Annotated in this window: 15 protein-coding genes, 9 tRNA genes and 1 rRNA gene; 19 read left to right on the forward strand and 6 right to left on the reverse strand. The window is 43.8% G+C overall.

Annotated features, from left to right (window positions below):
• The first annotated feature begins 7 nt into the window (after window positions 1-7).
• The 15 genes from rrf to gor all read left to right on the forward strand — a co-directional run bounded on the left by rrf (window position 8) and on the right by gor (window position 7,801).
• A 5S ribosomal RNA gene (rrf, locus tag BN1875_RS01750) occupies window positions 8-123 on the forward strand.
• An 18-nt stretch (window positions 124-141) separates the two neighbouring features.
• Window positions 142-214: transfer RNA gene (locus tag BN1875_RS01755), tRNA-Val, on the forward strand.
• A 3-nt stretch (window positions 215-217) separates the two neighbouring features.
• Window positions 218-290 (forward strand) — tRNA-Lys (locus BN1875_RS01760).
• Window positions 291-301: 11 nt separating this feature from the next.
• A tRNA-Leu gene (locus BN1875_RS01765) sits at window positions 302-383 on the forward strand.
• 4 nt (window positions 384-387) lie between these two features.
• A tRNA-Thr gene (locus BN1875_RS01770) sits at window positions 388-460 on the forward strand.
• 9 nt (window positions 461-469) lie between these two features.
• Window positions 470-541, forward strand: a tRNA-Gly gene (locus BN1875_RS01775).
• A gap of 17 nt (window positions 542-558) precedes the next feature.
• Window positions 559-644 (forward strand) — tRNA-Leu (locus BN1875_RS01780).
• Between the two features lie 11 nt (window positions 645-655).
• A tRNA-Arg gene (locus BN1875_RS01785) sits at window positions 656-729 on the forward strand.
• 35 nt (window positions 730-764) lie between these two features.
• Window positions 765-838, forward strand: a tRNA-Pro gene (locus tag BN1875_RS01790).
• 64 nt (window positions 839-902) lie between these two features.
• Window positions 903-976: transfer RNA gene (locus BN1875_RS01795), tRNA-Arg, on the forward strand.
• A 131-nt stretch (window positions 977-1,107) separates the two neighbouring features.
• Complete coding sequence (locus BN1875_RS01800; protein ID WP_048603164.1) at window positions 1,108-1,575, forward strand: CtsR family transcriptional regulator; 468 nt, start codon at window positions 1,108-1,110, stop codon at window positions 1,573-1,575.
• Between the two features lie 6 nt (window positions 1,576-1,581).
• Window positions 1,582-4,062: an ATP-dependent Clp protease ATP-binding subunit gene (locus BN1875_RS01805; RefSeq protein ID WP_048603165.1), complete on the forward strand. Its 2,481-nt coding sequence runs from the start codon at window positions 1,582-1,584 to the stop codon at window positions 4,060-4,062.
• A gap of 161 nt (window positions 4,063-4,223) precedes the next feature.
• Window positions 4,224-5,147 carry a peptidase U32 family protein gene (locus BN1875_RS01810; protein WP_048603166.1) on the forward strand — a complete coding sequence of 308 codons (924 nt, stop codon included), beginning with the start codon at window positions 4,224-4,226 and terminating at the stop codon, window positions 5,145-5,147.
• A 14-nt stretch (window positions 5,148-5,161) separates the two neighbouring features.
• Window positions 5,162-6,400, forward strand: a complete 1,239-nt coding sequence (locus BN1875_RS01815; RefSeq protein WP_048603167.1) for a peptidase U32 family protein — start codon at window positions 5,162-5,164, stop codon at window positions 6,398-6,400.
• A 57-nt stretch (window positions 6,401-6,457) separates the two neighbouring features.
• A complete protein-coding gene (gene gor, locus BN1875_RS01820; protein ID WP_048603168.1) occupies window positions 6,458-7,801 on the forward strand; it encodes a glutathione-disulfide reductase in 1,344 nt (447 codons plus the stop codon).
• A 110-nt stretch (window positions 7,802-7,911) separates the two neighbouring features.
• Here gor and BN1875_RS01825 read toward each other — a convergent pair whose 3' ends face one another.
• From BN1875_RS01825 to BN1875_RS01845, 5 genes are all read right to left on the reverse strand, one after another.
• Entirely contained in the window at window positions 7,912-8,433 is a 522-nt protein-coding gene (locus BN1875_RS01825; RefSeq protein WP_048603169.1) for a GNAT family N-acetyltransferase, read from the reverse strand.
• 163 nt (window positions 8,434-8,596) lie between these two features.
• Window positions 8,597-9,583, reverse strand: coding sequence for a polyprenyl synthetase family protein (locus tag BN1875_RS01830; RefSeq protein WP_048603170.1), 987 nt, complete (start codon window positions 9,581-9,583; stop codon window positions 8,597-8,599).
• Window positions 9,584-9,602: 19 nt separating this feature from the next.
• On the reverse strand, window positions 9,603-10,151 hold the full coding sequence (locus BN1875_RS01835) for a Gx transporter family protein (RefSeq protein ID WP_048603386.1): 549 nt from the start codon (window positions 10,149-10,151) through the stop codon (window positions 9,603-9,605).
• Between the two features lie 17 nt (window positions 10,152-10,168).
• Window positions 10,169-10,576: a NusG domain II-containing protein gene (locus BN1875_RS01840; protein ID WP_048603171.1), complete on the reverse strand. Its 408-nt coding sequence runs from the start codon at window positions 10,574-10,576 to the stop codon at window positions 10,169-10,171.
• Window positions 10,577-10,665: 89 nt separating this feature from the next.
• Entirely contained in the window at window positions 10,666-12,693 is a 2,028-nt protein-coding gene (locus BN1875_RS01845) for an NAD(P)/FAD-dependent oxidoreductase (RefSeq protein WP_048603172.1), read from the reverse strand.
• A gap of 257 nt (window positions 12,694-12,950) precedes the next feature.
• Here BN1875_RS01845 and pplA point away from each other — a divergent pair, with 257 nt between their 5' ends.
• From pplA to menA, 3 genes are all read left to right on the forward strand, one after another.
• Window positions 12,951-13,898 (forward strand): extracellular electron transfer flavoprotein PplA, encoded by a 948-nt coding sequence (gene pplA / locus BN1875_RS01850; RefSeq protein ID WP_048603173.1) that lies wholly within the window; start codon window positions 12,951-12,953, stop codon window positions 13,896-13,898.
• 219 nt (window positions 13,899-14,117) lie between these two features.
• Complete coding sequence (locus BN1875_RS01855) at window positions 14,118-15,191, forward strand: FAD:protein FMN transferase (protein WP_048603174.1); 1,074 nt, start codon at window positions 14,118-14,120, stop codon at window positions 15,189-15,191.
• A gap of 11 nt (window positions 15,192-15,202) precedes the next feature.
• Complete coding sequence (gene menA, locus BN1875_RS01860) at window positions 15,203-16,159, forward strand: 1,4-dihydroxy-2-naphthoate polyprenyltransferase (protein ID WP_048603175.1); 957 nt, start codon at window positions 15,203-15,205, stop codon at window positions 16,157-16,159.
• 52 nt (window positions 16,160-16,211) lie between these two features.
• On the opposite strand, the gene BN1875_RS01865 is transcribed toward menA, so the two are convergent.
• Entirely contained in the window at window positions 16,212-17,168 is a 957-nt protein-coding gene (locus BN1875_RS01865; protein ID WP_048603176.1) for a biotin--[acetyl-CoA-carboxylase] ligase, read from the reverse strand.
• A 399-nt stretch (window positions 17,169-17,567) separates the two neighbouring features.
• On the opposite strand from BN1875_RS01865, the gene rpoB reads away from it, so the two are divergent.
• Complete coding sequence (gene rpoB / locus BN1875_RS01870) at window positions 17,568-21,185, forward strand: DNA-directed RNA polymerase subunit beta (protein ID WP_048603177.1); 3,618 nt, start codon at window positions 17,568-17,570, stop codon at window positions 21,183-21,185.
• Window positions 21,186-21,266 lie beyond the last annotated feature (81 nt).

Consider the following 21,266-nt stretch of genomic DNA (forward strand, 5'->3'; position numbering starts at 1 on the left):
AAAATAGTGTGGTGGCGATAGCAGGAAGGATACACCTGTAACCATGCCGAACACAGAAGTTAAGCTTCTTAGCGCCGATTGTAGTGAGGGGTTGCCCCTTGTGAGAGTAGGACGTCGCCACGCGATTTTAAATAGTAACATGGAGGTTTAGCTCAGCTGGGAGAGCATCTGCCTTACAAGCAGAGGGTCAGCGGTTCGATCCCGTTAACCTCCATATGAGCCGTTAGCTCAGTTGGTAGAGCATCTGACTTTTAATCAGAGGGTCACAGGTTCGAGCCCTGTACGGCTCATTTTCGAATATGCGGGTGTGGCGGAATTGGCAGACGCACTAGATTTAGGATCTAGCGCCTAACGGCGTGGGGGTTCAAGTCCCTTCACCCGCATTAAGCCGGCTTAGCTCAGTTGGTAGAGCATCTGATTTGTAATCAGAGGGTCGAGGGTTCAAATCCTTTAGCCGGCATCGAGAGCTGCGGAAATAGCTCAGTGGTAGAGCACCACCTTGCCAAGGTGGGGGTCGCGGGTTCGAACCCCGTTTTCCGCTTTCGTGCCACAATACACGCCGGGGTGGCGGAACTGGCAGACGCACAGGACTTAAAATCCTGCGGTGAGTGATCACCGTACCGGTTCGATTCCGGTCCTCGGCATTGCATACATTGCGCCCATAGCTCAACTGGATAGAGTGTTTGACTACGGATCAAAAGGTTAGGGGTTCGACTCCTCTTGGGCGCGTAGTCTTTTTACTGCATTAAGACTAATTTTATTATCGGGAAGTAGCTCAGCTTGGTAGAGCACTTGGTTTGGGACCAAGGGGTCGCAGGTTCGAATCCTGTCTTCCCGATTTTGCTTTATTTATTTTTTACTTTACGGTATACTAAGGATAAGATTGATTAATTAAATATTATGCGCCCATAGCTCAACTGGATAGAGTGTTTGACTACGGATCAAAAGGTTAGGGGTTCGACTCCTCTTGGGCGCGTTAGAACGAAATCATAATGGTTTCGTTTTTTTATTTATCTAAGTTTTGTTTATCTTGAGCACCTGTTTCTTTGATTATTGGCTAAAATTGGGTATAATTAAGGTCAGTATTAGTCAAGGGAGGAATGAAGCATGGCTCATCATAATACTTCCGATTTGATTGAAGCGTATTTGAAAAAAATACTTGAAGATAGTGAAATAATCGAGATCAGAAGAGCTGAAATGGCAGATCTTTTTAATTGTGTTCCCTCTCAGATCAACTATGTCATCAATACCCGCTTTACAATTCAACGAGGATACGCGGTGGAAAGTAAACGTGGTGGTGGCGGTTATATCCGCATCGAAAAAGTAAAGATTTCAGATAAACATCATTTTTTGGAACAGGTCAATCAATTATTTGAAAAAAAACTCAGTGAAAAGGACGCATTCGCAATTATTCAGAAGCTTTATGAAGAAGCAGTTTTAACGAGAAATGAGGGGAATTTGCTTTTAGCAGCGGTGGCAAAGAGTACGCTGGCAGATTTTCCAGATGAAGCCGCGATTCGTGCGGGGATATTGCATGCGGTCTTGGAACGATTAAGCTATGAAGATAGGAAGTGATTTTCCATGGATGAATTATTTACAGAACGGGCAAAAGCGGTTTTGACTATTGCTCAAGAAGAAGCAAAAACATTTAAACATCAATCTGTTGGTTCAGAGCATTTGTTGCTGGCATTGGTCATGGAACAAAATGGGATCGCAGGCAAAACATTGCGGGAGCTACATGCAGATGAAACGGATATTCGTGAAGAAATCGAACATTTGACCGGATATGGAACTGTCAAAAATTATCCGGAAGGGGTTTATCTTCCTTATTCGCCACGGGCAAAACAAATTTTTGCTTATGCGGGGGATGAAGCGAAGCGCTTAGGAGCACCCCAAATTGGTACGGAACATTTGCTGTTGGGCTTATTACGGGATGAAGAGATTTTAGCATCTCGAATCATGTCAAATCTTGGATTAAGTTTGCCTAAAATGCGGCAGCTATTAAAACAAAAATTAGGATTAAATGATGTCAAGATGCAAGCGGGAAATCGTCGTCGGCAAACCAAGGCACCGCAAAGCCAAGGAACACCAACGTTGGATAATTTGGCACGGGATTTAACCAAATTGGCACGGGAAAATCGATTGGATCCAGTGGTTGGCCGCGCTAAGGAAGTGAAGCGACTGATCCAAATTTTGAGTCGGCGGACAAAAAACAATCCGGTCCTTGTTGGGGAGCCGGGAGTTGGTAAGACAGCGATTGCGGAAGGTTTAGCGCAACGAATCATTAAAGGGGAAGTTCCTGAGGATATGCAGGATAAGCGTTTAATGATGTTGGATATGGGTGCGTTGGTCGCCGGTACAAAATACCGTGGAGAATTTGAAGACCGTATGAAAAAAGTGATCGACGAAATCTATCAAGACGGTCAGATTATTTTGTTTATCGATGAATTGCATACGTTGATTGGTGCGGGGGGAGCAGAAGGAGCTATCGATGCTTCTAATATTTTGAAACCTGCATTAGCTCGAGGGGAATTGCAAACGATTGGTGCCACTACTTTGGATGAATACCAAAAATACATTGAAAAAGATTCGGCATTGGAACGGCGTTTTGCCCGGGTTCAAGTTGATGAACCAACACCGGAAGAAGCGGAAGAAATTCTGAAGGGGCTGCGTCCACGCTATGAAAAGCATCACGGTGTAGAAATTTCGGATGATGCGTTGCATGCGGCAGTTCAACTTTCCGTTCGGTATATCAATTCACGGCAGCTGCCGGATAAGGCGATTGACTTGATGGATGAATCTTCGGCAAAAGTGCGTTTGGATAAGGCAGACGAGCCTTCTGAACTGGCAAATTTGCGGGAAGAAATCGCGAAATTGATGCGGGACAAAGAAGCGGCTATTCAAAAGCAGGATTTTGAAACGGCGGCTCGCTTACGGACACGGGAGAAAAAAGTCGGGCAACGGTTGGCTGAACTTTCTTTTGCTGAAACAAAAGGTGCTTCCGGTTTTGCAGATCGAGTGACGGCGGAGGATGTTGCGACAGTAGTTTCCCAATGGACCGGTGTTCCTTTGCAACAGATGGAGAAAAAAGAAAGCGAACGTTTGTTGGAATTGGAAGCTATTCTGCATCAACGGGTAGTTGGTCAGGATGAAGCGGTCAAGGCGGTGGCGCGGGCAATTCGTCGGGCCCGCAGTGGGTTGAAAGACCCAGATCGTCCAATCGGCTCCTTCATGTTCTTAGGCCCAACCGGTGTCGGTAAAACGGAATTGGCGAAAGCGTTGGCTGAAGCGATGTTTGGCAGCGAAGATGCGCTGATTCGAGTGGATATGTCCGAGTACATGGAAAAATACAGCACCAGTCGATTGATTGGTTCACCTCCAGGTTATGTGGGCTATGAAGAAGGCGGACAACTGACGGAAAAAATCCGTTCGAAACCTTATTCGGTCATTTTACTGGATGAAGTGGAAAAGGCACATCCGGATGTCTTCAATATTTTGCTGCAGGTTTTGGATGATGGACATTTGACGGATTCAAAAGGACGAAAAGTTGATTTCCGTAATACGATTTTGATCATGACATCGAATATTGGTGCTACACAAATTCGTGAGGAAAAAAGTGTTGGCTTCAATGTGACAGATATCAGCAAAGATTATCGTGCCATGCAAAAGCGGATCTTAGAAGAATTGAAAAAAGCATTTCGTCCGGAATTTCTGAATCGGATCGATGAAACGGTGGTTTTCCGTTCTTTGGGAGAAACAGAGATTCATGAAATCGTGAAAATCATGAGCAAGGCAGTGGTCAAACGATTGGACGAGCAGGAAGTCCATTTGAAAATCACACCGGCAGCCATTGACGTAATCGGCAAAGCGGGATTTGATCCAGAATATGGTGCTCGACCTATTCGACGAGCATTACAAAAAGAAGTGGAAGACCGTTTGAGTGAAGCGTTATTGTCAGGAGCCATCCATCTAGGGGATCATGTGACAATTGGTGCAAAAAAAGGCAAAATCACGTTGACAGTCAAGGAACCAAAAACAGTCAAAAAACTACAAAATGTTTAATGAAAAAGGTCTATCATTTCGATGGTAGGCTTTTTTTGCTGAAAAAAATCGTTAAACCTTCCTTTCCTATCTTTGTCTATTGGAAAGTGGAAAATCCTGTGATACTATTATTTGAGCTATAGTCCCACTTGTATTTTGTGGAATAAGCAAGGAGGTACATGATGAGTGAATTAATTGCAACTGTCGATTCCCTGGAGCAAGCGCAGGCGTTGTTGGCAGTTGGTGTCGATACGATTGTTTTTGGAGAAGAACAATTCGGGTTGCGGCTGCCCCATTCTTTTAGTCGTGAAGAACAAAAAACGTTGGTTCAATTGGCCCATGAGGCGGGGAAAAAAGCCTCAGTTGCTGTCAATGGAATCATGCATCCGGAAAAAATGACACTGATTCCAGAATATTTGGCTTTTTTAGCAGAGATTCAAGCAGATCAGATTCTGGTGGGAGATCCCGGGGTTGTTTACGTGCTAAAAAAACATCCGGAATGGCAGCTTCCCTATATCTATGACGGAGAAACACTGGTAACCAGTGCCCGTCAAATCAATTTCTGGGGAAAAAAGGGAGCAATCGGTGCGGTATTGGCACGGGAAGTTCCTTTTGGTGAAATGCAGATTATGGGTAAAGAGTTGCAGATTCCGGCGGAGGTTTTGGTGTATGGTCCAACCTGTATCCATCAATCCAAACGACCGTTACTGCAAAATTATTATAACTATACTCAGCAAACAGAAGAAACGGATCGTAGTCGAGGGTTGTTTTTATCTGAACCTAAGAAGCCAGAAACGCATTATTCTATTTATGAAGATAGCCACGGGACCCACGTGTTCGCCACGAATGATGTGGATTTGATGAAGGAATTGGGAGAATTGGCTACCGAGAATTTTTCTACTTGGAAATTGGATGGTCTTTTTTGTCCCGGTGAAGCTTTTGTGGCGATTGCGAAGGCTTTCCAACAAGCTCGGCAAGCGATTGATGCTGGGACATGGTCCTTGGAACTGGCAGAAAAACTGAATCAGCAGGTGATTCAGCAGCATCCGCAGCTGCGGGGCTTGGATACCGGTTTTTACTATATTGATCCAGATGAGATTAAATAAGAAGGTGGATACACATGAAACAACCATTAAAGCGTCCTGAGGTATTAGCACCGGCAGGAACGTTAGAAAAATTAAAAACAGCGATCCGTTACGGAGCCGATGCCGTTTATATTGGCGGAAATGCTTACGGATTGCGCAGTCGGGCAGGGAATTTCAGCTACGAGGAAATGGCAGAAGGCGTGGCATTTGCCAAAGCTCATCAGGCAAAGGTCTATGTAGCAGCAAACATGGTCACTCATGAAGGCAATCAAGAAGGCGCCGGAGATTTTTTCCGAGAATTACGGGACGTCGGCATTTCAGCAGTAATCGTTTCTGATCCGGCATTGATTGAAATTTGTGCCACAGAAGCTCCGGGACTACCGATTCATTTATCCACCCAAGCTTCAGCTACAAATTTTGAAACATTGGAATTTTGGAAAGAAGAAGGTTTGGAACGGGTGGTATTAGCGCGGGAAGTGTCGATGGCAGAAGTTGCTGCGATCCGGGAGAATACGGATATCGAGATTGAAGCGTTTATTCATGGGGCAATGTGCATTTCTTATTCCGGCCGTTGTACGTTATCGAATCACATGTCGATGCGTGACGCCAATCGTGGGGGCTGTTCACAATCCTGCCGCTGGAAATATGATTTATTCGATTTACCATTTGGAACGGAACAACACCAAAGTCTAACGGATAAAGGTGCTGTTAATGAAGAATTTTCCATGAGTGCAGTTGATATGTCCATGATTGAACATATTCCCGATTTAATTCAAAATGGGGTGGATAGTTTTAAAATCGAAGGGCGCATGAAGTCCATCCACTATGTTTCAACCGTAGCGAATGTGTACAAAGCAGCTGTGGATAGCTATATGGAAGATCCGGAAAATTATGTCTGCAAGCAAGAATGGATCGATGAATTGTGGAAAGTGGCACAACGAGAATTAGCCACCGGGTTTTATTATGGGACACCTACCGAAAATGAACAATTATTCGGGGCACGGCGGAAAATTCCGCAATATAAATTTATCGGTGAAGTACTGGCTTATGATGAAGCAACCAAGCTGGCAACGATTCGCCAACGTAATCATTTTTCAGTCGCCGATGAGATTGAATTTTACGGTCCTGGGTTCCAACATTTTGACCAAACCATTACTGAAATGTGGAACGAAGAAGGAGAAATGATTGATCGTGCACCCAATCCAATGATGGTGGTAACGATGCCGGTGGTTCAACCGGTGACGCCTGGGGATATGATTCGAAAACGAAAATAGAACCAAAAGAGGGTGACCCGGAGTGGTGCCCTCTTTCATTAAATGGAGGAAAAACAGATGAAGCACTATGATTATATCGTTGTTGGCGGCGGCAGCGGCGGGATCGCTTCGGCTAATCGTGCCGGGATGTATGGCAAAAAAGTTTTATTGATTGAAGGTAATCAGTTGGGAGGAACCTGTGTCAATGTAGGGTGTGTTCCCAAAAAAGTGATGTGGCAAGCCAGTGAAATGATCGAGATGATTCAACGAGATGCTGGAAGCTATGGTATTGATGCAACAATCACCAACTTTGATTTTGCTGAATTAGTGGCTCGGCGGGAAAAATATATTGCCTTCCTGCACAAAGCCTACCAAAGAGGACTGGACAGCAATCAGGTAGAGGTGATTCGGGGATACGGCAAGTTTATCGATAATCATACGATTGCAGTTGGAGAAGAACAATTCACCGCTCCCCATATTTTGATCGCAACTGGCGGACATCCTGGAGAATTGAGAATTCCTGGTGGTGAGTATGTCAAAAGCTCCAACGATTTTTTTCAATTGACGGAAAAACCAAAAAGAATGATCGTGTTAGGGGCTGGGTACATTGCCGTGGAATTTGCCGGCATGGTGCGACAATTCGGCGTAGAGGTCGCTTGGGCCTATCGAAATGAACGACCATTGCGGGCCTTTGATGACATGCTGAGTGATAATTTGGTGGAGATGTATAAAGAAGCCGGGATTGAAGTGTATCCTCAATACGTCGCCTCTCGGATTGAAAAACTGGGGAATGAGTATACCGTCCATTTTGAAAACGGCTCTTCGCTGACAGCAGATTATGTCTTATTTGCCGGGGGACGTTTGCCGAATACCCAGCAGATTGGTTTGGAAAATACAACGGTGCAAGTAGATGAACGTGGTTTTGTTCAGGTGGATCGCTACCAAAATACGACGGCTGAAGGAGTCTATGCTGTTGGAGATGTTATTGGCAAAATTGATTTGACACCAGTTGCCATCGCTGCCGGACGCCGCTTATCGGAACGTTTATTCAATGGCAAGGATCTTTATTTGGATTATAATCTGATTCCTACGGTGATCTTTACCCATCCGCCGATTGCTACAATCGGACTTTCAGAGGCAAAAGCGATCGCCGAATATGGGGAAGAACAAATCAAGGTATATCGTTCTCGTTTTACACCGATGTATTTTGCACTAAATGACTACCGGCAAAAATGCGAACTGAAACTGGTTTGTTTAGGAAAAGAAGAAAAAATCATTGGGCTGCATGGAATCGGGATCGGGGTGGATGAAATGCTGCAGGGCTTTGCAGTTGCTATCAAAATGGGGGCCACCAAAGCGGATTTCGATAATACCGTCGCCATTCATCCGACCGGTGCAGAAGAATTTGTGACGATGCGATAAATTAGTTTGAGAAATTTTTATGAAAAAACGGCATCATATAAAAAAGCCAAAGACTGTCCCTTTTTGACAGACAATCTTTGGCTTTTTTTATATTTAGTGAACGCTTATTTTTACTTATCCTCCATCGAAGATACTGAAAAGACTAAATGGGGCATAGTCACTCCGCGATAATGTTTTACAAACGTGTCCTTCACCTTCATGCCATTTCTAATCGCTACTTGTTGGGAAGCGAAATTGGTATCTCTGATTATCGAAAATACTTCATTGACTTTTAACGTTTGAAAAGCGTACTCTTTGCAGGCTTTTGCTGCTTCTGTTGCATAGCCGTTACCCCAGAATTCTTTTTTCAATAAGTACCCGATCTCAAGAACCTGTCGATCTTTATATTCTTGCAAGGTGAGGCCACATTGCCCAATCATTTCATTGGTATCTTTTAAAACCAGTGCCCATAGTCCAAATCCATTGCGGCGGTACCGTGCCTTCTGATTATCCAGCCACTGTTGCACTTCTTCGTCTGAAAAAGGTCCTTCATAGGCATACATCACAGCTTTATCCTGTAGTATATTAGAAAGATCCAGATAGTCATCTTGATTCATTTCTCGTAATAATACTCTTGTGGTTTCGATTTTCATCCTTTTCTCCTAACCTTTTTGACGTTTACTAATCAAGAGCAAATTCATTGTAATAGTGCCTATTCGCTTAACTATAATCAACGTAGACAGTAAGTTGCACCAGTAAAAAAAGCAATCCGCCGGAAAAATCCATCAGATTCTCCCGGTTGGTTGCTTTTTGAATTTAATTGGTTCGTTTCAAGATAATCTTGGTGATTTCTTCAAGAGTTTCTTTGGTTTTTTGTGGCGTATCCGGTAATTGACGAATACTTTTTAGGGCTTTGTTGGTATATTTTTCAGCTAATTGCTGGGCTTTGGTTACGCCTTGGAAGTGTTGTACGTAGCGATAGACCTCTTGAGTATCCTCGTCGGTCATGTCGGAGCGTTTTTCCAGCAAAGGGGTGAGTTGTTGCCGTCCTTTTTGCAATGCATAGAGCAGCGGCAGGGAGTAAACCCCTTGCCGAACATCTTCGAGAACGGGTTTGCCGATTTGGGCTTCTGGTTGGCTATAATCCAAAATATCATCGATGATTTGAAAAGCTAAACCGATATTCAGACCAATAGCTGCTGCGCTTTTAGCAAATTTTTCACTTGTGCCGCTTTCAAAGGCACCAACTGAACAGCTTAATGCGAACAATTCAGCTGTTTTACCGGAAATATTTTCAATATACTGGTCAATGGTCATATCCAAAGAATAGCGATCGTCCATTTGTCCTAATTCGCCAGTTAAAATTTTATCCATACTGCGGGAATTAATTTGCAGACTGCGCATAGAACCGGCATAATCAGCCATTAATTTAAAACAGCAGACGAAGAGATAGTCGCCGGCATAGACTGCCACATCGTTACCGAAGCTAGCTGCAATCGTTGGCAGGTTGCGGCGAAGGTCTGCTTGATCGACGATATCATCATGGATCAAGGTGGCGTTGTGGAGCATCTCGATTGATGCTGCTAATGCGATGGCTTTTTTTCGATCCTGTTCAGGACCAAATTGGGCAAAAAGCAGTTGATACGCAGGTCGCAACAATTTGCCACCAGAGTGGATCATGGCTAAAATCGCTTGTTCCACGGGTTTATTTTTTAATTTGACCGCAGTTTCCATCAATTGCAGCGTGTCGGTCAATTCGTTTCGTAAAGTTGGGTAATCGTTCCAAATGGGATGAAGTTTCATGGTGACTCCTTTTCAAAAGCTACTGCCAATATTGCTTGGTTTCACGTTCACGTTCTGTTTGAAATTTGCGCAGGGTTTGCACACGATGCAGTAAAAAGTTGGCGGCGATCCCGATGGCGATTCCGGATAAAATCCCGAAAAAAGACAGGATCGGCAGATAAAGCAGCACGCTCCAGGATTGCGCAATCCAAGAAGCGGTCACTAGTTGTCCTACGTTGTGCATAAAACCGCCAGTGGCACTGATGCCGATAATGCTGACACGTTTGGGTCCTAAAGCCTTAACCAAAAGCATGCCAAAATAACTCAGCAAAGCACCGCTCATACTATAAAGAAAGGTTGAAATCGTGCCGCCTAACAGGGTTGTCAAAATCAACCGCAACCAGACCAGCAAAAAGCTGTCTTTTTTCGGCAGGGTAAACAGGGCGATGATGGTGATTAGATTTGCCAGTCCCAATTTTGCTCCCGGCGCAAAGGCGAAGGGGTATGGAATCATGTTTTCCACCAGACCGATGACTACTCCTTGTGCAACCAGCAAGGAGATAAAAATAAGTTTTTGCAAACGACTCATACTTGGTGACGATTTGCTCAATAGATCAGATCGTCAGCGTCACCTCCTGCGGCTTTGATTTCAATCACTAATTTATGAGGGAGACAAACGATGGTTTCCCCGTTTTCTGATGCCCAGCCTCGGCGAACACAGATTTGATCGCCGCAATTGGCATCTTTGATTCGAATCTGTTTGCCTTTGACTTCGATCAGATTGTAATCTCCATCGGCATCTTCATAGCGATACGTATAATTTTTTCCTTCTGTAAGGCGAAATGTTTTCTTTTCTACCCCGTCGATCCGTAGCACGGCTTCAGTCGTTGCACTGGGCTGTCGTTGATTGCCAAAAATCAGAAGGGGTGTAAATGAGGCGATGATCAAAAGGAGGATGATAATGATATCCCAAGGTTTCAAACGGCTGTTTTGAATAAATTCTTTTGCTTTCACAAGGCCGCTCCTTTCTACATTGACCTTCTTATTTTAGCATAGGTCAAAAGAAAGTCCTAGGTTCTTCAACCTAGGACACGTTATTGGTTTTATTTTTCTCCATATAAGGATCGCGGCGTTCCGTACCACCACTTGCCTAAGGTACGTTGCAACCATGGAATTACCCAACGGTCTAAACCGACTGCACGGCCTGAACCGTTCATCAAGGCAAAGGCTACTGGGATAAACCAGATATTAATCCAATAGAACATCCCTGACATACAGAAGGTAGCCACTAAAATGATTGTTGTTGCACTGGACAACCAAGTGAATAAACCAGCCATCAATGCTAATGCTAATGCAATTTCAAAGAAGACCATGAATTTTTGGAAGAACATTGCCACATCATTGTTCGGCATGATGAATTGCATGATTTTTGTGAACCAGCCTGGTGATTTTTCAATCACGACCATTGGATCTTCTCCATAGGCATAGCTCAAACCAAAGTGGGCAGCATGGGCTGCGGCTTCACCGCCACTTGCTGCTGCGCCAGAAGCAGCGTCAGCTGAACTTGAAACAGTAGCAGAAGCACCACCGACCGCATCAGCGACAGTAGAAGCAACGGTACTAGAACCGGTAGCGGAAGCACCACCGACTGCATCAGCACTGGAAGCAGTGGTTGCGGCAGCTTCTTTGGCATATTCCCACGTCCAAGGGAACACACTGTTGCCGGTGAACCATGAACCTTCACCAAACCAAGTGCTAGGTTTCAAAACTTCGCCGTTACCGACGATTTTTTTGAAGGCTTCAATGAACCAAACTAATCCGTAGAAAATTCGTAAAGGTACACTCCAAAGAACATTGCCGTAGCGAGAAGAATGTCCCCGTGCCACATTGCGGTCGTCTTTGATGTGGAAAAATTCGTGCATCAAGTATTGGAACATATAGTAACCGGAACGAATGTCAAAGAAATATTTCAAATTGACGATGTGTTTCATGATGATCGCCATAAAACCGCTCAAATGAATTTTACCGAATAATTCGGCAACGCCCCATTTTGATCCGACAGAAACCATAAAGCCTTGATAATTACTCTTGAATTTATGTTTTTCATTGTCGCCTTTTACTTGCGAAACAACATTGGCTGCGGCACAGTGTCCAGTTTGTTCTGCCGCTTGTACGATTTGTGGTGTTGGTGTATTTGGGTGTTCTTCATAATAAACCAAGTCACCGATGATGTAGATATTTTTGTCTTCATAGCCTTTTGCCTGCATGTATTCGTTGGCTACCAGGCGGTTACCGCGGGCAGCTTCCAAACCAAAATCGGCTGCGTCGGTGGTTCCTTTGACGCCGGCGGTCCAAATCAAGGTGTAGGTTGGGATCGTGGACCCATCTTTTAACTTGATATGGTCGTGGTCAACTTCCACGATTGGTGAGTTAAGTACCAATTCGACATTTTTTTTCTTCATAAAGCGTTCTGCTTTTGCCGCATCGTTACGGTTCAGCATATTTAAGATCGTCGGCATTGCTTCCACGACTTTCAACGTGAATTCGCTTGGATCTAATTTGTAGTCTGCTGCTAAGCGGTCTTTCCAATCAACTAGTTCGCCGATCATTTCGATTCCGGTAAAACCAGAACCGCAGACAACAAAGGTCAGCATCGCTTTGCGTTTGGCTGCATCAGGTTCCAATGCGGCTTTGGCAACGGTTGTTTCGATGTGTTCACGAATCCGAATCGAATCTTCAAAAGACCACAATGTGAAACCATGCTCTTTTACCCCAGGTGTTCCGAAATCGTTTGGTTCGCCACCCATACCAATTACTAAATAATCAAATGGATAAGCGCCTGTTTTTGTTTGAACAACTTTTTGTTCCTTGTCGATTCCCGTTACAGTGTCTGTAACCAGCTTCACGTTTTTCTTCCGTGAGAAGAGATGTTGCAAATCGTATTGGATCGCAGTTGGTTCAACACGTCCTCCTGCAACTTCGTGAAGCTCTGTCATCATCGTATGATAAGAATGCCGATCAATTAACGTAATTTCGACATCATTGTCTTTTTTCAGCTTTTTCGCCATAAATTTGGTAGCTGAAACCCCAGCATAACCAGCACCGACAACGACAATATTTTTCTTTGCCATTGGTAATCCGCTCCTTAAAAATAAATAAGATTTGATAATTATTACACAATCTATTACATTATATAGACATTTTTCCCATTTGTCTAACTCATTTCAGAAAAAAGGCCAGTATTTTCAAGCATTTCTGCTGAACATCAACTAGACCATTTTTCCTATAAAGAAAACGGTTGACTTATTATTTTTATAATTTAAAATAAAAGGTGTAGCACAACACAGGAATTTGTGAAAAAAAGTATAAAGGAAAAGGGGAACAAAAAATGAAGTCAAGAAAGTTTATGGCAGGGGTTACAGTATTAGCATTTTCTGCACTATTATTGGGGGCATGCGGTGCAGACAACGCAAGTGATGATTCTTCCGCATCTTCAACGACATCACAAGCAGCAAGCTCAACGACTGAAGCATCATCTGCAACTGCTGAATCCGAAGCACCAAAAGTAATTGCCGGAGAAGCAATGCAAGATGGTACTTATACTCTGAAAGAAAAAAATGACAAAAACGGCTACCACGTAGAATTTTCTATTACTGTAGCAGACGGCAAAATTACTGAATCAAACTACGATAACGTAAATGCTGACGGCAAATCAAAGACAGAGGATGCCGAATACAATAAATCCATGAAAGAAAAAGCTGGGATTTCTCCAGAAGAATTTATTCCTAAATTCAACGAAGAATTAGTTGCAGCTCAAAGCCCATCTTCAATGGAAGTTGTTTCAGGCGCAACACATTCTTTTGATTCTTTCCAAAACTATGCGCAACAATTGATCCAAGCTGCACAAGCTGGTAAAACCGATGTGATCGAAATCGATAACGGTGCCGATTTGAAAGACGGTACGTACACATTGAAAGAAAAGAATGACAAAAATGGTTACCACGTAGAATTTGCCATTACTGTTGCCGGTGGTAAAGTAACTGAATCAAATTACGACAATGTGAATGCAGACGGCAAATCTAAAAAAGATGACGCAGAATACGAAGCAAACATGAAAGATAAAAGCGGCATCGGACCAAAAGAATATATCGAACAATTCAACAAAGACTTTGTAGCAGCAATGAACGAAGAAGAAGCATCACCAGCAAACATGGATGTAGTAACTGGGGCAACCCACAGCTTCCATTCTTTCGTTATCTACGCACAACAATTGTTGAACGCAGCTGAAAAAGGCGACACAGCAGTTATCGAAGTAGACAATTTTGTAACGGAATAAACCGTTGCTTGAAACGAGTCCCGGTCCTTGTGATTGGGCTCTTTTTTTTGCTGTTTCTTAGGAAACAGTCAGTATTTTTCTCATTTTGAATGGAAAGCTTTCGCAACTATGAGGATTTTTTCACAGAATGAGGGAATATTTTGGCGAGAGACTTTTCAATTTCCTAAAAAGAAGCTATCATAAGGAAGTTAAAAACACAGAGTCGAAAAGGGGAAAGACATGAAGAAACAGCTTGGTTTATTTGCAGCCGTTTTGCTGATGCTGCTGGTGGTTTTAGGTGCCTGTGGCAAAAAAGACGAACCGAAACTATTGGAAGAACCTTACTATCAGGAAAAATTTTTACTAGGAACTTATACACGTATCCGAATTTACGATGAAGGCAAAGAAGAGGCGTTGAAACCCGCTTTTGCCCGAATCAAAGAATTAGGAGATAAGATTACCATCAATCAAAAAGGCTCAGAGATTGACGAGTTGAACGCTCAGGCCGGAATCAAACCCGTTAAAGTTTCCAAAGATATTTATTACCTATTAAAGGAAGCCTACGATTATACGGAGGAAACAGACGAGGCCTTCAACATGGCGATTGGTGCTGTTACGCAATTGTGGCGAATCGGTTTTGATGATGCCCGCAAACCAGCCCAATCAGAAATCGATGAAGCCTTGAAACACATTGATTATCGAAAAATCCAATTTGATGATCAGAAACAAACGGTCTTTTTGGAAGAAAAAGGCATGATTGTGGACCTTGGTGCGATCGCCAAAGGCTACATCACCGATGAGGTCGTTAAAGTGTTGGAAAAAAATGGCGTGACTTCGGCTATCGTGGACTTAGGTGGAAATGTGTTTGTTATGGGCCATAGCCCACGTGGGGACAACACTCCTTGGAATATCGGTATCCAAGATCCGAACCAAGCGCGAGGGTCAATTGTCGGCAGCATCAAAGAAAAAGATAAAACGGTCGTGACTTCCGGTATTTATGAACGCTATTTGGAAGTAGACGGCAAGACCTACCATCATATTTTCAACTCCAAAACCGGTTATCCCTATGACAATGATATTGCCGGTGTCTCCATCATTACCGACAAGTCGATTGACGGAGACGGGTTGTCAACCTCCGTCTTTGCGATGGGTGTAAAAAAAGGATTGGAATTCATCGAAGCAATGGAAGATGGAACCAATGCCGTGTTCATTACAAAGGACGATCAGGTATACGTGACCAAAGGCATCCAGAATAATTTTGTGTTAGACAAAGATTCGGGATACACCATGGGAAACCGTAGTGACTTGAAGTAGGAGGCGAACCAATGTCGCTAAGAGTATTTTTAGAGGTTGTTGAAATCAAAACCAAAATCGCCAGCGTATTTCCCTTTCTGATGGGGGTATTGTTCTCCATCAGTTATTTTCATGGGTTTCATTTTCTCAATACACTGCTCTTTTTTATCGGAATGCTGATTTTTGATTTGACGACCACTGCTATCAATAATTATATGGATTTTGAAAAAGCCAAATCAGAAGAATACAAGTACCAGCAAAATGTGATTGGACGGGAAAATGTCGCGCCTAAACTGGTACAGCGGATGATTTTAGGCATGTTGGTCTTCGTGCTACTGATTGGGATTATTTTAACGATTCGTACCGGCTGGCTGTTGCTGGTCATGGGCTTTGTTTGCTGCTTTATCGGCGTCTTCTACACCTTTGGCCCGATTCCCTTATCGCGGATGCCGCTGGGGGAAGTTTTCAGTGGTGTAACGATGGGATTGGGCATTTTTGCAATGGTGGTCTACGTCAATACGGTCAGTCCGCAGGTTTTTTATCTTGATCTGCAACTAAAGGCGGGAACATTTGCTTTGACCGGGAACTTTTGGCAAGTTGCCGCTTTGGTGTGGGCTTCTCTGCCATTGATCTTTACCATTGCCAATATCATGTTGGCAAACAATCTGCGGGATTTGGAAACAGACATCAAAAACCACCGCTACACGCTGGTTTACTATATCGGACGGGAACACGGTATTAAGTTGTTTTCTTTGCTGATGTTGAGCTGTTACGCCGTTTTAATTGTCGGCGTTTTCTTGCGAGTATTTGAATGGCCAGTTCTGATTGCGTTGGGAACCTTTCCCAAAGTGCGTCAGCATCTACGGGCACACCGAAAAGAGCTGCCCCATCCCCACAGCTTTGTTTATTCTTTGAAAAATATGGTACTGTTCAACAGTGCGTATGCCATCGGACTTTTATTGACGATTCTTTGGCAACAGTTGAGCTAAATGAAAAGCCCCCTATTTCGTGAAGATGACGAAATAGGGGGCTTTTTCAGTTTTAGTCAATTTTTTGCAGGCTGATCTCGCCGGAAGAAAGAACAAACTGTTTTTCTGGTGTGGAAACCACGAGTTCCCCCTGATCGGTGATGGCTTCGGCAACGCCACGATAGGTGATGTCTTGTTGGGTGAAGGTCACATTTTTCCCAAGTACCAATGATTTTTCTCGATAAACCGTCAAATAATCAGTAGCGGGTAAGTGAGCAATCAGCTGGAAAAAGTTGCGCCAAATTTCATGGATCAGTTGATTTCGCAAAACAGCAGGTACCTCATTAGGAAATAATGAGCCGGCTTTTTCCTGTAATTCTTCGGGGAAATCTGCTTGCGGAATCGAAAAATTGATCCCCATGCCGATAATTACATGGGAGATTGTGCCGCTTTCAAAGTCGCTGATGGCTTCAGATAAAATACCGCAAACTTTCTTGCCCTCCAGATAGATATCGTTGACCCATTTAATTTGACTCTTTTTTTCTGTCAGCCGATCGATGGCTTGGCTGGCAGCAACGGCCGCTAGTAACGTGTACTGAGGCAATTCCGCAAACGCTTTGTTGGGACTAAGGAGCAGACTCATGTAAATTTGACCGGTTGGGGCAAAAAAAGGACGACCAAAGCGACCGTGAGCACCGGTTTGGGTATCGGCGACAAATAAGCGGGGGGCCGCCTCTTTTTGCATGGCGGCCAGCTTTGCATCCTTCATGGTGGATTCCGAAGCATTCAAAATCTCGACAGCTAAAAAATCCAATTCCTCTTTTTTGATTTCCTCGGCAGCTAAAACATCTGAGGGCAAATAGCGATAGCCGCTGGCAGCATGTTCAAAGCGATAGCCTTCTTTTTCCAGTTCCCGAACAGCCTTCCAAATCGCTGTACGGGAAACCGCCAGCGATTGAGCCAGTTTTTCACCGGAAAGAATCTCGTCGCTTTGTTTTAATAGGTGCAGTAATTTTTTTTTGGTCGTCATTCAGTCCGCCTCGTCTGTCGTTTTTCTTTAGTGTACCAAATTATTTCTTCGTTGGCACTGACCGGATAAAAACGATAGAGAATTTTTTAAAAAAAGGAGATAGCCGTTTGAAAATAATTTTCAGAAATTTTCTTGACAGAATAACTTTTCTATCATATAATAATTAATTGCAAAAACTATCTGACAAACAAGAAAGTAGAAACGAAATATTGTCCGTTTCGGCTTACATACACAAAGCAAAAGTAGAAGGTCCCACAAAAATGAACGTTCTATTTTTGGTTTTTTTTATGCCCAAAAGCCGCAAAAAATACTTTTTGTTACGAAAAATTAATATTTGTCATCTTTTTGTAACGAAAATCGGATAGCCTTTTTGAAAAGAATTTTAGAGGGGTGAAGAGCTTGGCTGGACACGTAGTAAAATACGGAAAGCATCGCGAACGTAGAAGCTTCGCACGAATCAGTGAAGTATTGGAATTACCGAATTTGATTGAAATTCAAACAGACTCTTACCAATGGTTCTTAGACGAAGGTTTGAGAGAAATGTTTGAAGACATCTTGCCAATTGACGACTTTAACGGCAATTTATCATTGGAATTTGTGGATTATGAACTGAAAGAACCAAAGTACACGGTGGAAGAAGCCCGCGCCCATGACGCGAACTACTCCGCACCATTGCATGTAACCCTGCGCCTGACCAACCGCGAAACCGGTGAAATCAAAGCTCAAGAAGTTTTCTTCGGTGATTTTCCATTAATGACGGAGCAAGGAACCTTCATTATCAACGGGGCAGAACGGGTTATCGTTTCCCAATTGGTCCGTTCACCAGGTGTTTATTTCCATGGCAAAGTCGATAAAAACGGTAAAGAAGGATTTGGCTCTACTGTCATCCCGAACCGCGGGGCTTGGTTGGAAATGGAAACCGATGCCAAAGACATCTCATATGTACGAATTGACCGTACCCGGAAAATTCCGTTGACCGTCTTAGTACGGGCACTAGGTTTTGGTTCTGATGATACAATTTTTGAGATTTTCGGCGAAAGCGAATCTTTACGAAACACGATTGAAAAAGATTTACACAAAAATGCCAGCGATTCTCGAACAGAAGAAGGCTTGAAGGATGTTTACGAACGGCTGCGTCCCGGCGAACCAAAAACCGCCGACAGCTCAAGAAACTTGCTGAATGCCCGCTTCTTTGATCCAAAACGGTATGACTTGGCAAATGTAGGTCGCTACAAAGTAAATAAAAAACTAGATTTACGTACCCGTTTATTGAATCTGACTTTAGCAGAAACGTTGGTTGATCCAGAAACCGGCGAAATCATCGTTGAAAAAGGAACCGTCTTGTCTCATCAAGTAATGGAAACATTAGGGGACTATTTAGTAAACGGCTTGAATTCAGTAACCTATTACCCATCAGAAGATGGCGTAGTGACGGATCCAATGACAGTTCAAGTTATTAAAGTCTTTTCACCAAAAGACCCTGAACGAGAAATCAATGTCATCGGTAACGGCTACCCAGATCCTGCAGTGAAAACTGTTCGTCCTGCTGATATTATTGCTTCTATGAGTTATTTCTTTAACTTGATGGAAAGTATCGGTAATGTGGACGACATCGATCACTTAGGTAATCGTCGAATCCGTTCCGTTGGGGAATTGCTGCAAAATCAATTCCGGATCGGTTTAGCGCGGATGGAACGTGTTGTTCGTGAACGGATGTCAATCCAAGATACGGAAACATTGACACCGCAACAATTGATTAATATTCGTCCAGTTGTCGCAAGTATCAAAGAATTCTTTGGTTCTTCCCAGTTGTCACAGTTCATGGATCAAACCAATCCACTTGGAGAATTGACCCACAAACGCCGCTTGTCTGCCTTAGGACCTGGTGGATTGACACGGGATCGTGCCGGATATGAAGTCCGAGACGTTCACTATTCCCACTATGGTCGGATGTGTCCGATTGAAACGCCTGAAGGACCAAACATTGGTTTGATTAACAGTTTGGCTTCTTATGCGAAAGTCAATAAATATGGCTTTATTGAAACACCATACCGTCGTGTAGATCGGGAAACTGGTCGTGTGACGGATCAAATCGATTATCTGACTGCTGATATCGAAGACCATTATGTTGTTGCCCAAGCAAACAGCTTGTTGAACGAAGATGGTTCGTTTGCAGAAAACGTCGTAATGGCTCGTGCAACCTCAGAAAACTTGGAAGTATCCATTGATAAAGTGGACTATATGGACGTTTCACCAAAACAGGTTGTTGCTGTCGCTACAGCATGTATTCCTTTCTTGGAAAACGATGACTCCAACCGTGCCTTGATGGGTGCCAATATGCAGCGTCAAGCAGTACCGTTGATCAATCCTAAATCACCTTGGGTCGGAACCGGAATGGAATACAAATCCGCCCATGACTCAGGTGCCGCTCTATTATGTAAACATGACGGAATCGTTGAATACGTCGATGCGTCAGAAATTCGCGTTCGCCGCGACAATGGTGCATTAGATGTTTACTCTGTAACAAAATTCCGCCGTTCCAACTCCGGAACCAGCTACAACCAACGTCCACTAGTCGCTCATGGCGAAAAAGTGGAAAAAGGCGATACTCTAGCTGACGGACCATCCATGGAAAATGGCGAAATGGCTCTTGGACAAAACGTTTTGGTAGCCTTCATGACTTGGGAAGGATACAACTACGAAGATGCCATCATCATGAGCCGTCGTTTAGTCAAAGATGATGTCTACACTTCTGTCCATATTGAAGAATATGAATCAGAAGCCCGTGACACTAAATTAGGACCTGAAGAAATCACTCGTGAAATCCCTAACGTTGGGGAAGATGCCCTGAAAGATCTTGATGAAATGGGGATCATCCGCATCGGTGCCGAAGTTCACGACGGTGATCTTTTAGTCGGAAAAGTAACACCAAAAGGGGTCACTGAATTGTCTGCAGAAGAACGTTTGCTGCATGCAATCTTCGGTGAAAAAGCCCGCGAAGTCCGTGATACTTCCCTACGCGTGCCTCATGGCGGCGGCGGAATCGTCCACGATGTTAAAATCTTTACCCGCGAAGCCGGCGATGAATTATCTCCTGGCGTGAACATGCTGGTTCGGGTATACATCGTGCAAAAACGGAAAATCCATGAAGGCGATAAAATGGCTGGACGTCACGGAAACAAAGGGGTTGTTTCCCGCATTATGCCGGAAGAAGACATGCCTTTCTTGCCAGACGGTACACCAGTTGATATCATGCTGAATCCATTAGGGGTTCCTTCACGGATGAACATTGGACAAGTATTGGAATTGCATTTAGGAATGGCTGCTCGTCAATTAGGTATTCATGTTGCGACACCAGTTTTCGATGGCGCATCGGATGATGATGTATGGGAAACCGTAAGAGAAGCTGGCATGGCCAGTGACGCAAAGACTGTTTTATATGATGGTCGGACCGGTGAACCATTTGACGGACGAATTTCTGTCGGTGTTATGTACATGATCAAATTGGCCCATATGGTTGATGACAAACTGCATGCCCGTTCGATTGGACCTTACTCGCTAGTTACCCAACAACCATTGGGTGGTAAAGCACAGTTTGGTGGACAACGTTTCGGGGAAATGGAAGTTTGGGCATTGGAAGCTTACGGTGCCGCTTATACGCTGCAAGAAATCTTGACTTACAAATCCGATGACGTGGTTGGTCGGGTGAAAACCTACGAAGCAATCGTCAAAGGGGAACCAATTCCAAAACCAGGCGTACCGGAATCCTTCCGCGTGTTGGTGAAAGAATTACAATCTCTAGGATTGGATATGCGGGTGCTGGATATCGATGATGCTGAAATCGAATTGCGGGACATGGATGATGACGATGATGATTTGATCACCGTTGACGCCTTGACAAAATTTGCTGAACAACAATCCGCAAAAGAATTAGAACAACAAGCTGCCGACAAAGCAAAGGCTGATAAAGCAGCGCTGGATCAAGAAATTGAAACAGCAGAGGATCTAAAAGACTAGAAGGAACTGACAAAATTTTTGCCAGCTCATAACGAACGTGCCACCCATCGTTTTTCCAGCGGAGCCATCCATGGGAAAACG

This window comes from Enterococcus massiliensis (genome assembly GCF_001050095.1).
Lineage (GTDB): Bacteria > Bacillota > Bacilli > Lactobacillales > Enterococcaceae > Enterococcus_C > Enterococcus_C songbeiensis.

What these genes read in the sequence shown, in the direction of transcription:
- BN1875_RS01835 (WP_048603386.1), bottom strand. Translation starts at nt 10,151, where the DNA reads ATGAGTCGTTTGCAAAAACTTATTTTTATCTCCTTGCTGGTTGCACAA.
- gor (WP_048603168.1), top strand. Translation starts at nt 6,458, where the DNA reads ATGAAGCACTATGATTATATCGTTGTTGGCGGCGGCAGCGGCGGGATC.
- BN1875_RS01845 (WP_048603172.1), bottom strand. Translation starts at nt 12,693, where the DNA reads ATGGCAAAGAAAAATATTGTCGTTGTCGGTGCTGGTTATGCTGGGGTT.
- BN1875_RS01815 (WP_048603167.1), top strand. Translation starts at nt 5,162, where the DNA reads ATGAAACAACCATTAAAGCGTCCTGAGGTATTAGCACCGGCAGGAACG.
- pplA (WP_048603173.1), top strand. Translation starts at nt 12,951, where the DNA reads ATGAAGTCAAGAAAGTTTATGGCAGGGGTTACAGTATTAGCATTTTCT.
- BN1875_RS01800 (WP_048603164.1), top strand. Translation starts at nt 1,108, where the DNA reads ATGGCTCATCATAATACTTCCGATTTGATTGAAGCGTATTTGAAAAAA.
- BN1875_RS01805 (WP_048603165.1), top strand. Translation starts at nt 1,582, where the DNA reads ATGGATGAATTATTTACAGAACGGGCAAAAGCGGTTTTGACTATTGCT.
- BN1875_RS01825 (WP_048603169.1), bottom strand. Translation starts at nt 8,433, where the DNA reads ATGAAAATCGAAACCACAAGAGTATTATTACGAGAAATGAATCAAGAT.
- BN1875_RS01830 (WP_048603170.1), bottom strand. Translation starts at nt 9,583, where the DNA reads ATGAAACTTCATCCCATTTGGAACGATTACCCAACTTTACGAAACGAA.
- BN1875_RS01865 (WP_048603176.1), bottom strand. Translation starts at nt 17,168, where the DNA reads ATGACGACCAAAAAAAAATTACTGCACCTATTAAAACAAAGCGACGAG.
- BN1875_RS01810 (WP_048603166.1), top strand. Translation starts at nt 4,224, where the DNA reads ATGAGTGAATTAATTGCAACTGTCGATTCCCTGGAGCAAGCGCAGGCG.
- menA (WP_048603175.1), top strand. Translation starts at nt 15,203, where the DNA reads ATGTCGCTAAGAGTATTTTTAGAGGTTGTTGAAATCAAAACCAAAATC.
- BN1875_RS01855 (WP_048603174.1), top strand. Translation starts at nt 14,118, where the DNA reads ATGAAGAAACAGCTTGGTTTATTTGCAGCCGTTTTGCTGATGCTGCTG.